Origin of the sequence: Methyloversatilis universalis FAM5 (assembly GCF_000214035.2) — a bacterium.
GTDB classification, from domain to species: Bacteria; Pseudomonadota; Gammaproteobacteria; order Burkholderiales; family Rhodocyclaceae; genus Methyloversatilis; species Methyloversatilis universalis.
Genome location: NZ_AFHG01000059.1, coordinates 115,786 through 131,592, shown reverse-complemented (window position 1 = coordinate 131,592; position 15,807 = coordinate 115,786). Strand labels below are relative to the sequence as shown.

9 protein-coding genes are annotated in these 15,807 nt (G+C 68.3%); 3 read left to right on the top strand and 6 right to left on the bottom strand.

Features of this window, described 5'->3' with window-relative positions:
- Positions 1–15: 15 nt before the first annotated feature.
- From prsT to METUNV1_RS18475, 5 genes are all read right to left on the bottom strand, one after another.
- The gene (prsT, locus tag METUNV1_RS18495) at positions 16–2,790 is read right to left on the bottom strand and encodes an XrtA/PEP-CTERM system TPR-repeat protein PrsT (RefSeq protein ID WP_081471390.1); all 2,775 of its coding nucleotides are present in this window, start codon (positions 2,788–2,790) and stop codon (positions 16–18) included.
- A gap of 25 nt (positions 2,791–2,815) precedes the next feature.
- Entirely contained in the window at positions 2,816–4,165 is a 1,350-nt protein-coding gene (gene prsR, locus METUNV1_RS18490; RefSeq protein ID WP_008064386.1) for a PEP-CTERM-box response regulator transcription factor, read from the bottom strand.
- 11 nt (positions 4,166–4,176) lie between these two features.
- A complete protein-coding gene (gene prsK / locus METUNV1_RS18485; protein WP_008064384.1) occupies positions 4,177–6,273 on the bottom strand; it encodes an XrtA/PEP-CTERM system histidine kinase PrsK in 2,097 nt (698 codons plus the stop codon).
- A 79-nt stretch (positions 6,274–6,352) separates the two neighbouring features.
- Positions 6,353–7,699, bottom strand: a complete 1,347-nt coding sequence (locus METUNV1_RS18480; protein ID WP_193374328.1) for a TIGR03013 family XrtA/PEP-CTERM system glycosyltransferase — start codon at positions 7,697–7,699, stop codon at positions 6,353–6,355.
- A gap of 265 nt (positions 7,700–7,964) precedes the next feature.
- Positions 7,965–9,146 (bottom strand): hypothetical protein, encoded by a 1,182-nt coding sequence (locus tag METUNV1_RS18475; protein ID WP_008064382.1) that lies wholly within the window; start codon positions 9,144–9,146, stop codon positions 7,965–7,967.
- 107 nt (positions 9,147–9,253) lie between these two features.
- Between METUNV1_RS18475 and METUNV1_RS18470 the strand changes: the two genes are divergently transcribed.
- Genes METUNV1_RS18470 through METUNV1_RS18460 form a run of 3 tightly spaced genes read left to right on the top strand, consistent with a single transcriptional unit; the run spans position 9,254 to position 15,161 of the window.
- Positions 9,254–12,748 (top strand): VanZ family protein, encoded by a 3,495-nt coding sequence (locus tag METUNV1_RS18470; RefSeq protein WP_008064381.1) that lies wholly within the window; start codon positions 9,254–9,256, stop codon positions 12,746–12,748.
- The gene (locus tag METUNV1_RS18465) at positions 12,733–13,737 is read left to right on the top strand and encodes a hypothetical protein (RefSeq protein WP_232416296.1); all 1,005 of its coding nucleotides are present in this window, start codon (positions 12,733–12,735) and stop codon (positions 13,735–13,737) included. Before METUNV1_RS18470 ends, METUNV1_RS18465 begins: the two co-directional genes overlap by 16 nt.
- The gene (locus METUNV1_RS18460) at positions 13,734–15,161 is read left to right on the top strand and encodes an MBOAT family O-acyltransferase (protein ID WP_008064379.1); all 1,428 of its coding nucleotides are present in this window, start codon (positions 13,734–13,736) and stop codon (positions 15,159–15,161) included. The genes METUNV1_RS18465 and METUNV1_RS18460 overlap by 4 nt, the downstream gene beginning before the upstream one ends.
- Before the next feature lie 9 nt (positions 15,162–15,170).
- On the opposite strand, the gene METUNV1_RS18455 is transcribed toward METUNV1_RS18460, so the two are convergent.
- On the bottom strand, positions 15,171–15,761 hold the full coding sequence (locus tag METUNV1_RS18455; protein ID WP_008064376.1) for a tetratricopeptide repeat protein: 591 nt from the start codon (positions 15,759–15,761) through the stop codon (positions 15,171–15,173).
- Between the last annotated feature and the right edge of the window lie 46 nt (positions 15,762–15,807).

The window sequence follows — 15,807 nt, the reverse complement described above, 5'->3', positions numbered from 1 at the left end:
GTATCCGGAGTCAGTTCAAAGGGTTTTCATCAGCGCAGCCACTTCGGCCGCCCGCTCGTACTTGCTGCCCAGTGCGGACAGGGGTTCCAGTTCCTTGCGCGCATCGGCCTTGCGGCCGGCTTTCGCCAGCGCGGAGGCCAGCGACAGCCGGAGGTCGTTCGACTGCGGTGCGATCGTCACGCCTTCGCGCATCAGCTTGATACCGCGATCCACCTCGCCGGCATCGACCAGGATGGCGCCCAGCGTGTCCAGCACCGCAGGGTTGGACGGCGAGATCGAATACGCCTTCTCGGCATACTCGCGTGCCTTCGGGTCGCCCGACTGCGCAGAAATCCACGCGAGATTGTTCAGTGCCGCCACTTCGGACGGCGAGCGCGCCAGCACCGTCTGGTAATGGCCCTTCGCCTCGTCCAGCTTCTTCTGGGCCAGAGCGACATCGCCGAGATAGAGCGGCACCACCACGTCCTTGGGCTGTTCCTTCATCCAGGCATCGACCAGGGCCTGGGCATCGCGGGTGGCGCCTGCCCGGCTGAGCGCCGCGTGCAGCCGGGTCAGGTTGGAACCGTTGTGCTCGCGGGTGTAGGCCTCGCGGAAGCTGCGCGCAGCGGCGTCCGGCTTGGACGAGGCCAGCATCAGCTCACCTTCCATGATGAAACCGACCGCCTGCTTCGGACGCTGGCGCTGCACGTCGCGGGCCACGCGCAGCGCATCGTCCAGCGCACCGCGCGAGCGGTGGATGGCGATCATCATGTTCTGCGCCTCCAGCGATTCGGGCTCGACGACCAGCGCCTTCCGGACCGTCTGGATCGCCTCCGATTCACGCTTGCCGCTCATCTGGGTTGCCGCCAGCATGAGCAGCGCGGGAAGGCTGCCGGGCTCGCGGTCGACAATGCGCTTGCGGGTGGCGATCGCTGCATCGAAATCGCCCGACTGCCCCTGGGCCATGGCCAGCGCCTGCAGCACCAGCGTGTCCTCCGGCAGTGCCGTGGCGGCATCGGTTGCCGCCTTCAGCGCGGCACGCCCGTCACCGGTCGCCATGTAGAGGTCAACCAGCGCCGCACGCGGCGACGCCAGCTTGGGATTGCCCTCGATCGCCTTGTTCAGCAGCGCGACCGCCTCCGGCACGCCGGCGCGATTGCGCGCCTTCAGGCCTGCCAGGGCCTGCAGCGCGTCGGCGTGCCGGGGATTGCTCTCGATCACCTTGCGGAAGCGCGCTTCAGCGTCCTCCACCTTGCCATCAAGCATGTCGAGCCGGGCGAGGTTGGCGACGGCCGGGAAATAGGCCGGTTCAAGTTCGACCGCGCGGGTGAAAGCGGCGCGGGCGCCTCTGGGATCACTCTTCAGCAGCAGCGCGGTGCCTCGCAGGTTCTGTACCGCGGGGTCCTTGGGCAGCTTGCGCTCCATCGCGTCGATCACGGACAGCGCCTGATCGGGCTCGCGATTGCGCAGATGGGTCACCACCAGCACGAGATCGGCACGCGCATCCTTGTCGCCCAGATTGACGGCACCTTCGAGTGCGCGCACCCCACCGCTGCGGTCGCCGGCAGCCAGCCGGCTGATGCCGAGCCGGGTCTGGGCAACCGGATCGTCGGGCGCCTGCTTCGCGGCCAGCGCGAAGGCCCGCTCCGCCGCCTTCGCGTCACCGGCGGTCAGATAGACCTGACCGACCAGCGCCTGGATTTCCGGATCGGATTCCCCGTCCTTCAGCAGCGGCGCCAGCGTCTGCTTCGCCTTGTCGGTACGACCGTTGCGCAGATAGCTGCCGATCAGCAGCTTGCGGATGAACAAGGTGTCTGCCCCGCGGGACAGCGCCTTTTCCGCGTGCTGTTCAGCCAGGGCATAGGACTGCAGCTCGTACTCGGTCGCCGCAGCCAGCCCCAGTGCAGGCACGAAATCGGGCGCCACCGCGAGCACCTTGCTCAGTCGGTCGCGTGCCTCGACGTACTTCTTTTCCTTCACGAAAAGCAGGCCGTCGAGATAGTTCGCGTCCGGCGAGCGCGGCACCACCTTGCGCAGCGCGTCCAGTTCCTTGCGCGCCTCCTCGATCCGCCCCTCGTTCGCCAGCGCGGAAATGACGATGGAGCGCGCGCGCACGTTCTCAGGCGTAATCTCGTACACCTTCCGGTAGGACGCCAGCGACTGCGCCCCTTGCCCCTGGAAGGCCTTCATTTCGGCGTCCAGGAACCATGCGTCCGCGGTCGGCTTCGGCGAGGTCAGCACCTTGTCGAGCAGCGCCTGCGCCGCCTTGAAATCCTTGTTCATGCCAAGCATGCGGGCCTTGCCGACCAGCGCATCCGGCTGTGCGCCGTCCAGGGCCAGCGCCTCGTCGAACGCCGCCAGCGCGCCATCCGCATTGCCCGCCGCGAGCAGGGCGCGCCCGACCAGGGCCCGCAGTTCGGCCTGAGCGGCCGGCTGATCCAGCCGGACCGCGCCAAAGCGGGACGCGACATCGGAGAACTGGCCGGTTTCGAGCAGCGCGCGCGCCAGCGCCGGCGCCACTTGAACTTCCGGGTGCTTCAGCTCCGCCGCGCGGTTGAGTTCCTTGACCGCCGACGCGGCGTCACCCACCCGCAGGTGCAGGCGGCCCAGTTCGAAACGGGCGGCCGCATTGCTGCCGTCCTGCTGCAGCGCGTTCTTCAGCTGGATGGCGGCGGTCTGGACGTCGTTGCGCTCGATGGCGGCACGGGCGTCGCCCAGCAGTTCTTCCGGCGATTTGCTGCGGCTGCAGGCAGTCAGGGCGACGGCGCACAGCAGCGCCGCAAGCAATCGCGAAGTGACGGGACGGGACATGTGCGGAAAGGACTCCGGTTCGATTTCAGCGCAGGCCGAAACGGTTCATCAGGTCGTACAGGGTCGGGCGGCTGACGCCCAGCAGTTCGGCGGCCTTGACCATATTGCCGTCCACGCGCGCGAGCACGCTGACCACCGCCTTGCGCTCGGCCTCTTCGCGGATCTGGCGCAGGTTGAAGAAGCCGGCGTTCTCCTCGGCCGGCTTCAGGCCGAGGTCGGGCACCATGATCTGGCTGCCGTCGGCCATGATGGTGGCGCGCTTGATGCAGTTCTCGAGTTCGCGGACATTGCCCGGCCACTTGTGCGCCTCGATCGCCGCCACCGCCTCGCGCGACAGCGACATCGAACTGCGCCCCTGCTCACTGGCGAAACGCTTGACGAAGGAATGTGCCAGCAGTGCGGCATCGCCCTCGCGCTCGCGCAGCGGCGGAATGGTGACCACGATCTCGGCCAGCCGGTAATACAGATCCTCGCGGAAACGGCCTTCTGCGATCAGGTTCTGCAGGTTCTGGTGGGTGGCGCAGACCACGCGCACGTCGATCGGAATTTCCTCGCGGCCGCCCAGGCGCTCGATCACCCGCTCCTGCAGGAAGCGCAGCAGCTTGGCCTGCAGCGGTCCGGGCAGGTCACCGATCTCGTCGAGGAACAGCGTGCCCTTGTGGGCTACCTCGATCTTGCCCGGCGTCTGCTTGGTGGCCCCGGTAAAGGCGCCCTTCTCGTAGCCGAACAGTTCGCTTTCCAGCAGGTTGTCCGGAATGGCGGCGCAGTTGATCGCGACGAAGCGCTCGCCGGCCCGCTCCGAGCGGTCGTGCAGGGTCTTGGCCAGCACTTCCTTGCCGGTGCCGCTCTCGCCCAGCAGCAGCACGGTGGCGCGGGTGGCCGACACCTTCTCGATGGTGCGCAGCACGCGCAGCATGTTGGCGTCACGGGTGATGAAGCGCCCCTCGGCCCCCAGGGTCTGGTTGGCCAGGCGCGCGTTCTCCATCTGCAGGTCGTGCAGCCGGAAGGCGCGCTCGATCAGCAGCGACAGCAGTTCGGGCTCGAACGGCTTGGCGTAGAAATCGTAGGCGCCCATGCCGATCGCGCGCAGCGCGTTGGCGCGGTCGTTCTGGCCGGTCAGCACGATCACCTTGGACTGCGGCGCGAGCGCAACGATGTCGCCCAGCAGCGCCATGCCTTCGGTCACGTCGTCGGGGGCCGGCGGCAGACCGAGGTCCATCGTGATCACGGCCGGTTCGTGACGCCGGATCTGCGCCAGCGCCGATTCGCGATCGCTCGCCAGCACCACTTCGTAATCGTCGAAGCTCCAGCGCATCTGCTTCTGCAGCGCGGGATCGTCCTCGACAATCAACAGCGTACGACCCTTGTCAGCCATGTCACTCCCGGTCAGGCGACGGCGGCCACCGCAGCCGTCTGCTGAGGAAACACGAGCCGGAACAGGCTGCCCTGGCCCGGCTCGCTGGTTACTTCGATGCGTCCACCCAGATCCTGGATGTAGCGGAAACTTTCGTAGGCGCCGATGCCCATGCCGTTCGCCTTGGTGGACTGGAAGGGCTTGAACAGGCGCTCGCGCACGAACTCTTCGGTCATGCCGCAGCCGCTGTCCTCGACCTCGACCACGACGCCTGCCGCTTCGTTGCGCGCCCTGATGCTGACTTTACCGGTTTGCGGCGTGGCATCCAGTGCATTCTGCACAAGATGCCCCACAACCCTTTCTATCCGGTCTTCATGCGCGCGGATGACCAGGCCGCTCTCCACCTCCAGCTCGACCTTGCAGGCGCTGCGCGCCCTTGCGCGGTGCAGACGTTCGAGCAGCGGCGTGAGCGCCACCGGCGCCGCCTGCTCGATCGGCTGAGTGCCCGAGCGCAGCTGCAGCAGCATGCTGTTCATGCGGCCGACCGCGTGTTCGATGGTGTCCAGCATGTCCTGCTGGAACTCCGGGTTGTCCTTGTGCTTCTGGGCGTTGCGCAGCAGCAGCGTCAGCTGGGCGATCAGGTTCTTCAGGTCGTGCACCACGAAGGCGCTCATTTTGGAGAACGCCTCGAACTTCTTCGCCTCGATCAGCGCTTCCATCGCCTGGGTCTGGCTCAGCACGCCGGCCACCTGACGGCCGGCGGTCTTGAGCAGATCGCGCACTTCCCAGTTCAGATCCAGCAGGGCGCGCGGCCGGCACAGCACGACGAAGCCGAGCGGCAGGTCCTCGCTGCCGAGCGGACAGATGAGCCAGGCCTCCGGTACCGCCGCCACCCACTCCGGCAGCCGCATGTTTCCGTACACGCCCGGCCGCGAGCGGTGCTCCTCGACATTGACCACCCACATGCGGCCGTGCAGCAGCGCCACCAGCGGGCTGTCGGCCGGCTCGCGCGCGTCGATGTCGGGCACGTTGAGGCGGGCTGCCGGTACGTAGTCGCCCTGTTCGTTGCGCAGCCACAGCAGGCCGCCCGGACTTTCGACCAGATCGGCCATGACCTGGATCGACGCCTCGCGCAGCTTGTCCACGCTGGACGCGCGGTACAGGGTGTCGGCCAGTTTCAGCCATTCGGCGCGGTAGTCATAGCGCAGGCTGAAGAAGTGCTTGTTGATGAACACGCGCAGCCAGGCGCGCACGCTGCCGGACGCGATCGACGCCACCAGCCCCAGCGCGCCGGCCGCCAGCACCACGGTCTGCAGTGCCGCGCCCCACTCGCCGCCGAAGAAGCGTACGTAATAGCCGGCCAGCGCGATGATCAGCAGCGCGGCACCGGCGATCACCAGCGCCGAGGTATGGAACACCGCTTCGCGCGACACATTGAGCCGGATCGACCATTCCCGCACACGGGCCGACGAGGCGGCGAACAGCGGCAGCGCCAGCGCATGCACCACGCCGCGCACCGCCCAGACCGTCGCGTCGATCTCGCGGAACATCAGCGCTTCGGCGAAGTAGTACAGATCGAACACCAGCGTGAACGCGAGGCCCAGCGTCATCGGCTTGATGCCCCAGCGCCACTGCTGCGGCGTGTTGCGATAGAACTGTTCGGTCATGACCGCGCCGAGCAGGCTGAGCGCAAGCCCGCCGCCCATCATGGCCGGCAGCACCGCCTGATCCCGCGGCAGCACGACGGCGGCGCCGGCATACAGCAGCGCACAGGGCAGCACCGCCAGCAGCACCAGGCGCATGAGCCATGACCGCCCGGTCAGCAGGTGGCGCAGCGGCCGGTGGCCGTCCGGGTCGACCACGCAGGCGGCGAGAAAACCGAGGAAAATCAGATAGTGCGCAGCGTCAGCGACATGGGCCAGCGTCCAGAACACCGCGCTGGGCAGCTTGACGAAGGCTGCCAGCGCCGCGCACCAGAATGCGCCGACCGCCATGCAGCCGCCGAGCAGCCGCGCCCGCGGCGCGTTGCCGGGACCGAGCAGCAGTTGAAGCGACAGCGCCAGGAAGCCGAGCGCTGCCACCATATAGGCATACAGCGCAAAAGCGGCCGGAAGTGAATCCATCGACATGCGGCAAGGTCCTGTGGGCAGAACCGCATTGTGCCCGCGGGGACGCGGGCGCGCAGCCGTCGTCCCGCCGGGAACCGGCTCAGCGTGCGCCGTCGCCGGTCAGCACGACACGGACCGTCTGCAGCAGCACCAGGATGTCGAGGAAGAGCGTGTGGTTCTTCACGTAGTACAGGTCGTACTGCAGCTTCTGCACCGCGTCATCCACCGAGGCGCCGTAGCTGTAGCGCACCTGAGCCCAGCCGGTAATGCCCGGCTTGACGCTGTGGCGGGCGGCATAGAACGGAATCTGGTCGGTCAGCTGATCGACAAAGAAGGGCCGTTCCGGGCGCGGGCCGACGAAACTCATGTCGCCGTGGAGCACGTTGAAGATCTGCGGCAGTTCGTCGATGCGGGTCTTGCGGATGAAGTGGCCGACGCGGGTGATGCGGTCGTCGTTGCTGCCGGCCCAGCGCGGCTTGCCATCGGCTTCGGCGTCCAGGCGCATGCTGCGGAATTTGAGCACCTTGAAGGTACGGCCGCCCTGCCCGACCCGCTCCTGCCGGTAGATCACCGGGAAGCCGCTTTCGATCGCGATGGCCAGCGCAGCCAGCAGCATGACGGGTGCGGTCAGCACCAGCAGCACGCTGGAGGCGACGATGTCGAACACGCGCTTGACCGCGGCCCGCGCGAAACCCTGGCGGAAGCCGTCGCCGTAGATCAGCCAGCTGGCACGCAGGGTGTCCAGCCGGACCTGACCGCGCATCCGTTCGAAGAAGCTGGACAGGTCGTTCACCGTCACGCCGGCCAGCTTGCAGTCCAGCAGTTCGCGCAGCGGCAGCACGCCGCCGCGGCGTTCGCGCACCGCCACCACGATTTCGTTGGCGCGGTGGTCACGGGCCAGCTGCATGACACAGCTGCCTTCCGGCATCACCATGGTCGAGGGCACCTCGACCGTATCCTCGGCGCCGACCGGCACGAACCCGACGATGGTATGGGTACTGCTGGCCGAGGTGGACACCGCCGCCCACACCGACGCCGCTTCCGATCCGGTGCCGACCACCAGGATGCGACGCGTGAACATGCCGGCACCGTCGGCCTGCAGGAAGGACGCGGCACGCAGCAGCAGGATGCCGCCGAAACCCATGCACAGCGAAATGTCGAGAGCGGGCATCGCGATGCTGCCCTGGGGCATCAGCCGGAACACCATGTAGGCCACCGGCAGACCGAGCAGGAAGGCGAACAGCACTCGACCGACCAGTTCGGACAGGTTGCGCGGCTGTTCCCGCTGGTACAGGCCAAGCGCACTCATCAGCAAGGTCATCAGCACCGCGAAGAGACTGGCGGGCAACAGGGCGGGCAACAGCGTATCCAGGCTGGCCGGCGCGCTGATCCAGGCCGCGCCGAAACCCGCGATCAGCAGCACGATCGCTTCGGCAATCAATCTCATGAGCGTGACGGACGGTACGTAGTGACTGAAAAGTCTGACCACAATCAACCCCTTCTGGCGCCTGCGGCAGCAAAGCCGGTCGCCGGCAGATATTCTTTCCGGCGCAGTCGGCCGGTTTGTTGAGGGCGAAAGATAGGGGGAGCGTCCGCAGGAGCGCGTGAATCCGGTCACATGAAGGCGCCGCCCGTGCGGTCAGTGATAACTAACGCACGTTGCGACGCCGTTTCAGCGGGGGTCCGCCCCTCCGGAGACACAAATTTCCACATTAAAACCGGGGCAGGACGGCACCGAGCAGCGCGAGCGCGCTCAGTCCGCACAGCAGCAGCGCCACCTTGCGCCGGCGGCCGGGCAACAGCACCCGGGCGATCAGCGCCTGCAGCCGGACGGTCAGCCTGCGGTCGATCAGCCCGCCGCCCTCGGCGTAGGCCGCGGCCAGCGTCTCCACCGACAGGAAGCGGATATCCGGAAAATCCCGCGTGGCCCTCGCCAGCAGTTCGTCCAGCGCCTGCAGGCTGTCCTGATGACGCGCGTGCCGCCCGACGAAATTGGATCGGTGGGTTTCCAGCAGCAGCGGACGGCGCTGCCGCCATTTTCGCGCCAGCGCCTCGAGTCCGTGGGGTGCGCGATGACCACGCACCGGCTCGTAATAGTCATTGCGCACCACCGCCATCAGCCCCGAAGCGCAGCGCTGACCGTTGCGATAAAGGTGGCCGCTGTCCACCGGCAGCCCGTCACGCCCGCGTGCCTCGTAACGTTCGCCGGGCGTCACGATCACCCGCACGCCGGCCGCCGCCCAGGCCGCTTCCACAGTGTCGTTCCAGACAAAGGTGGGGGGTACGGCCACCGCCGGTGGCCGGCCGAACACCCGGGCGAATTCATTCACTTCCGCGGTCGCCCGCAGACGGATGTCCGCCGGCGCGAGCGGACGCGACGGCAGCACCGAGGCGTCGGTCCAGCGCGACTGCAGCGGCGACGGCAGATCTTCGGTCGCGGCCAGGGGCTGCCGGCGCCAGGCCGCCAGCGCCGGATCGGCGCGGCAGGCAAGATCGAGCACTGCCGGGTGGTAATGCTGCATGCCATGCAGCTGAAGCGAGAACACGCGGTCGCGAACACCTTCGCTGATGCTGTCCAGGACCGGGCGCATCGCTGCGTCGTCAAGCAGGATGCCGGCCTCCGGCTCATCCGGCCGTGCCGGATCCGGGCCGGACAGCACCACGCCCAGCGTCATCACCGGAGGCCGGCCCTCGACGTCCGCGTAACGGCGCAGCACACCGGCGATGTCGCGCAGGGCATCGGCCTGTGCAGACGGGCCGAAACCCCAGTCATCCCCCTCAAAAACGAGCACGGGTGCGCGCAGGCAGGGTTCCGCCCAGGCAACCGCCATATCTCGCCTCAGCAGAAAAACAAAGGCTGCCCACAGCAGCCCGATCACGATCAGCCCGTACATCCGGTCCATCCTCCGGGAGCGGACTTTCGCACAGCCCGGCAGCGGGCGGAACTGCAGTATCGCGGCGTCCGTGACGCGCACCACTCGCGCCGGCACGCAACCCGGGCATGCTGTCGGCCGCGCCGGGCCCTGCGCCGGCCGCGCTGATCGACCGCCTGCCACCGGACACGATGTACCCCGAACCGAATCGTCACCCGCTGCTGCTGCTCACCGCCTACATGGCGCTGATCCTCTACGGAAGCCTGTTTCCGTTCAGCGGCTGGCAGAGCGGCGTCGACACCTGGGCCTTTCTCGAACCGGGCATGCCGCACCACGCGCTGTCGCTGCCGGATATGGTGGTGAATGCCCTCATCTACATTCCGATCGGTCTGCTGGTCCGCATCTCGATGGCACGGCGCGGCCTGCCGGCCGCCGCCCTTGCCGCCACCGTTCTGGGCGGGCTTCTGAGCCTGTCGGTCGAAACCGCCCAGGCCCATCTGCCGCAGCGGGTTCCGGCGCTGTCCGACCTGCTGCTCAACACCGCCGGCGCGTTCGCCGGTGCGCTGCTGGCCGGTCTGATGGCGCCTGACGGCCGCCTGGTCAGCCGCTTCGGCGCATGGCGGCAGCGGCATCTGCAAGCCGGGCCGGAAGCGAACCTCGCGCTGCTGGCCACCGGCCTCTGGGCCCTGGCCCAGCTCGCACCCTTCGTGCCCTCGCTGGACATCGGTCTGCTGCGCAACGGACTCAAGCCGCTGGCCCAGGTGCTGGACGACCCGTCCCGGTTCGAACCGGTGCGGGCACTCACCTATGCCCTGGAAATCGCCGCGCTGGGGCTGCTGATCCGCGATGCGCGGCAGCGCCCGGCTTCGGTCACGCGCGCGCTGTGGGCATTCTTCTTCGCGGTACTGGTCGGCAAGGCCTTCGTGGTGAGCCGGCAGATATCGGCCGAAGCGCTGGTCGGCGCGCTGGCCGGACTGACCCTGGCGCTCGGCTCACCCCGCGCACTCAAGCCGCGGCGGCCGGCACTGGCCGCCCTGCTTCTGGCGCTGGCGCTGACCGTGGGCGAACTGGCGCCGGAGCCGGGGCCGCTGCGCGTGCTGAACACGGTGCCCTTCCTCGCCCACATGACCAACCCGATGCAGGGCCTCAGCGTGCTGCTGGACAGCGCCTGGCCCTATCTGGCGCTGGCCCTGGCGCTGTATCGCAGTTCGTCGCGCAGCCGCATCGCCAGCGGCGTCATCGTTGCCGGCTGCGGGAGCCTCGCGTTTACGCTCGAATGGCTGCAGCAGTACGTCCCCGGGCGCACGCCCGATCTCACCACGGCGGTGGTTGCGCTCGCAGCCGCGGCGTTCGCGGTGAGCCAGCTGCCCCGGCGCAGCGGCACGAACACCGCTGCAGCCGGGCTGGCCGGCACCTTGGCCGTGGTGTGCACCTTCAGTGCGGTGGCCGGCCTGTGGTCGATCACGCGTACGCCTCCTGCGGTGGCCGCCACCTCGGCAAGCAAGGCCATGCTGCCGGAACCGGCCGAACTGAGGATGCCCGCCCTGCCCGGCTTCCGCACCGCCCACCCGCGGCTGCCCCATCCTGACGCCGGAGAGCGCGCCCGCATCGCGCAGGAGAATCCCGAGTACATCAATCAGCTGCTGACCCGCGCCCGCGGCGGACAGGGCGACCTGGCCGCCGCGATCGAAGCGGAATTCCTGCGCCCGGGCAGCCAGGACATGCGGGCGCTGACCGAGCGGCTGATCCGCCTGAAACCGAGCTGGCGCGGCCATGAACAGACCAAGCCGATCGCTCAGGGCTATGACTGGCTGCACGACCGGATTCCGCCCGATCTGATGCCTGCGCTCCGGGACAAGGTGATCGAGGCCTGCGAGTACCAGATCAAGGTCATCCGTACCGAGCGCCTGTCGCCGTACAACGTCTATCTGTACAACTCACCGCTGCAGGCACTGATGGCATGCGCGCTGTCCATCTACCAGGATGACCGGCGTGCCGACCCGGTGATGGCCTTCACCCACGACTACTGGCTGAACCGGGTGCTGCCGGTCTGGCGGCAGATCGGCGGGCAGAACGGCGGCTGGCATGAAGGCGGCGAATACGTGGGCATCGGCATCGGGCAGGCGATCTATCAGCTGCCGGCGATGTGGCGCGCCGCCACCGGCGACGACCTGTTCGCCCGCGAGCCGGCGATCCATGGCTTTCTCACCTTCCTGATCCACCGCGCACTGCCCGACGGCACCATACAGCGCTGGGGCGACGTCGCCTTCCCGCGGCGCCGGGTCGATGACGCACTGGCGCTGGCGCTCGAGTTCCGCGACCGCCACGCTTACTCGATGTTCGGTTCGCCGAAGGCACGGCTGGCCCCGACCTCCTGGCCCTGGGGACCGCTGCCCGATGCCACGCTGTACTCCGACCCGGAACAGCTCACCGGCCGCCCGCTCGCCCACTTCGCCGACGGACTGGGGCTGGTGACCGCGCGCAGCGGCTGGGACCGCAATGCCACCATCGTGAGCTTCAAGGCCGGCGACAACTACTGGTCGCACAGCCACCTCGACCAGGGCGCCTTCACCCTCTACACCGGCGTGCCGCTCGCGCTGGACAGCGGCTGCTACTGCGGCGGCTATGGCAGCGACCACTATCTGAACTACTACTACCAGAGCATCGCCCACAACACGGTGACGGTGACCGACCCGGCAGATACCGCGCCCAAGCCCGCCCGCAAGGACAAGGAGCCGCGGCCGATCGCGAACGACGGTGGCCAGCGGCGCGTCGGCTCGGGCTGGGACCTGCATGCCGCGCCGCTGGATCTGGACGACTGGCGGCGCCAGTACGACGACTTCCACACTGGCCGGCTGCATACGCTGTTCGACCAGGAGGGCCTGCTGGTCGCGCTGGCGGACATCACGCCGGCCTACACCAACAGCCAGAGCGGACCGGGCAGCTTCCATCACCGCACGCGGCGGGTCGAGAAGGCATGGCGGATCTTCGTGTTCGACCGGCCCAGCGGCACCGTGGTGGTGTACGACGACATCGAGACCGCCCGGCCGGATCTGGCCAAGCGCTGGCTGCTGCACGGCGCGCTGGCACCGGCGGTGGATGGCAACCGCTTCGTGTTCGAGCGCCCGCTCGGCGGCAGCCAGGCCGGCTCCGCCCGGCTCGAGGGCACCGTGCTGTTTCCGTCCGAGGCGCGGCTGACGCCGATCGGCGGCCGCGGTTTCGAGTTCTTCGCCGACGGGCAGAACTACGACGAGAACGGCGCCATCTGGGGCGAAATATCGCGGCACGCGGCCGATTTCGAAGCCGGTGCGTGGCGCATCGAAGTGTCGCCGGTGCTGGCGTCCCGTCAGGATCGCTTCCTGGTCGTGATGCACACCGGCACCGACGCCGCCGTTGCGCCACAGAAGATAGAACGGCTGACGCCGGGCGACGGCCGCATCGGCGCCCGGGTGGATGCCGGCGGGCGCACGCTGGAACTGCTGTTCCAGCCGGACCGGCTGGCGGTCGACGTGACGCTGCGCGACCCGGCCCGGCCAGAACTGCATCGCCGCCTGGAAGCTTCGGCGGCGCGTGCGCCGGCACGCAGCTGGATGCAGACGCTGCGCGAATGGATGCATCCCTGATGCGCGCCCTGGCCCGCCAGATCGGCCCGGCCGCGGCCTGGGCGCTGGTTCTGCTGCTCGGCTTCGAAGCCGCACTGCACTGCGACGCCTGGCTCTACCGTTACCGCTCGGTCTTCGCCGCCGGCAGAGCGGAGGACAAGATGCGGCACGCGGCCCGCCAGCAGCCCGACACGCTGTTCGTCGGAAACAGCCGCACCGACAACGGACTGTCGCCGGCCGCCTTCCGCGCCGGCGCCGACCTGCCGGACCGGCACGTCGCGTTCAATCTGGGCCTGCCCGGCGCCAATACGCTGGTACTCCGCGGCGTCGTGGAGCGGCTGCTTGAACGCGGGATGAAGCCGCCGGCCGACGTATTCATCGCGCTCGACGAAACGCTGTTCCAGGACGAAGATTCGCTCGGTTACTACGGTTTCTTCGCGCTGCGCGACGACCTCTGGCAGGACGGCCTGCACGGCGCGCTGTTCGGCTCCTGGCTGCGCAGCTGGTACTACAGCGGCAACCTGCGGCAGCTGCGCGAACCGGACAAGCTCGGCCGCTTCATCGAGGCCACCTTCCACGAGATCGAACCCGTAGGCGGCAGCGCCGAACGCACCGCCGGCTATCGTCAGGGCCGCAGCGGCGGTTTCCAGACCGCCGAACAGCTGCGCGCACAGGAAGCCGGTACGCGTGCGCCGCCCGACCCGCGCATGACCCGTCATCTGTTCGACCTGGTGGAGCGGCTGACCCGGGCCGGCAGCCGTGTGCACCTGATCGCGGTGCCGATGTTCGAGCGCGCGTCCGCCTTCGGGCCGGACGCGGCAGCCGGGCCCTACGCCGACATCCTGCCGGCCCTGGAGGCACGCGGCGCGCGCTGGCTTGAGGCACCGCCTGGCAGGCCGCTGCAGCCCGGCGACTTCGCCGACCCCGGTCATCTGAACGACAGCGGCGCCCGCGTCTTCAGCACCTCGCTGGGACAGGCGTTCGCACGCACCGCCCCCCCCCGGCCATGATATTCAGCCAGCCCGTCTTCTTCGTCTTCCTCGCGGTACTGCTGCTGCTCTACAGCCTGTGCCGCTCCCAGAGCGAACGCGCGGTCACGCTGCTGGCCGGCAGCCTGCTGTTCTACGCCTCGTGGAAACCGGCCTATCTCATCCTGCTGGTGCTGTCGGTCAGCGCGAACTACCTGTTCTACAGCGCGCTGTCGCGTACCCGCAGCCGCCGGACGCTGGTGGTCGCGCTGACACTGAATCTCACGCTGCTCGGCGTCATCAAGTATCTGGGCATGGTGATCGACACCGCGCTCGCCGCAGCGGGCCTCGCCGGCGTGGATATCCGCGGCGTCGACAGCAGCTGGACGCACTGGGCGCTGCCGCTCGGCATCAGCTTCTACACCTTCCACATGCTGTCGGTGATGATCGACGTCTATCGCGGCGAATGGACCACCCGCATCAGCTTCCGCGCCTGGTGGCTGTACGTGAGCTTCTTCCCGCACATGGTGGCCGGCCCCATCCTGCGTGCCTCCGAACTGGTCGAACAGCTCGGGCGCCTGCAGCCGCTGCAGGCGCGCGACCTCAAGCTGGGTGCCCTCATCTTCATGGGTGGCCTGATCAAGAAGGTGCTGTTTGCCGACAATCTGGCCGGGGTGGCGGACGATCTGCTCGCACATCCCGAGCGGCTGGACAGCGCAACCGCCTGGCTGGGCGTGACCGCCTTCGCGCTGCAGATCTATTTCGACTTTTCCGGCTACAGCGAAATGGCGATCGGCCTGGCACGGGTGTTCGGCATCACGCTGCCGCGCAACTTCCTCTATCCGTACGTGAGCCGCAATCCCCAGGAATTCTGGCAGCGCTGGCACATCACGCTGTCGCGCTGGCTGCGCGACTACCTCTATGTGTCGCTGGGTGGCAACCGCCGCGGCGCTGCCCGCACCCTGGCCAATCTGATGATCACCATGGTGCTGGGCGGGCTGTGGCACGGCGCGGCCTGGACCTTCGTCATCTGGGGCGCACTGCACGGCGGCTGGCTGGTGCTGCACAGAGTGCTCAAGCCGCTGCTGCCCGCGCCGGGCGCAGCGCTGCCTGCAGCACTTTACGCGGTCTGCAGCTGGGCAGTCAGCATGGTCATCGTATGGATCACCTGGGTGTTCTTCCGCGCGCCCAGCCTGGACGCGGCGCTGTCGCTGTGCGGCCGCATGTTCGGCGCCTCGGAGGCCGGCGCTCAGCCGCCGGAGGTGCGCAGCTTCGTCTGGCTGCTGACCGGGCTGACGCTGGGGCTGGTGCTGCTGGAACCGCGCCTGGTCGGCTTCGCCGCCCGCAGCACCGAGCGCTGGTCGCGTACGCCGGCTCTGCTGCGCGGCTCGGTCTACGCCGCCTGCGTGCTGGCGCTGGTGGTGTTCGGCGGCAGCACGCAGCGCTTCATCTACTTCGACTTCTGAGCCACGCGCTCAGCCGGCGCTGACGCCCAGCTCCTTCAGCCGCAGCATGATCTTTTTCTGGTCGCCCAGCTTGTCCCGGGCGTCCTGCAGCACCTTGATCGCCTCCTGCTTGCGGCCCTGCGCGACGTGCACATCGCTGAGGAAGGCCCAGGCATCGACCAGATTGGGATCGATCTCGAGTGCGGCCTCGAAACGCTCGCGCGCATCATCCGGCTGGTCGGCGAGCACGAAGCCGCGCCCCTGGGTGACCAGTGCCTCGGCGCGCAGCGGACTCTCTTCCGGCGCATGCTCGAGGAAATAGGCGGTTTCGGACACCGTGGCATTGGCGAAGAAACGCCGGCGGTTCTTGTCGGTGTAGTTGGCGTAGGCCAGCGCGACCGCCTTCATTCCGAAACAGTAGTGGTGCACGTGCAGAAAGGACGCTGCGCCGATCTTCTTCTCCCACACCGGGATCATGAGCTTGTTCTTGTTGTCGAGCCGGGCGCGGCAATACTGCGGATACATCGCAAAATCGCTCTCCTTCCAGGTCGTCGCCTCACCCGCCCACGCAGAGCCAGACAGCAGGCCCACGGCCAGCAAGGTCTTCCAGCGTACAGCCATCGTTCCACCCTCCAGTGCTCTGAATCCGTTCCTGCGGCATCATACC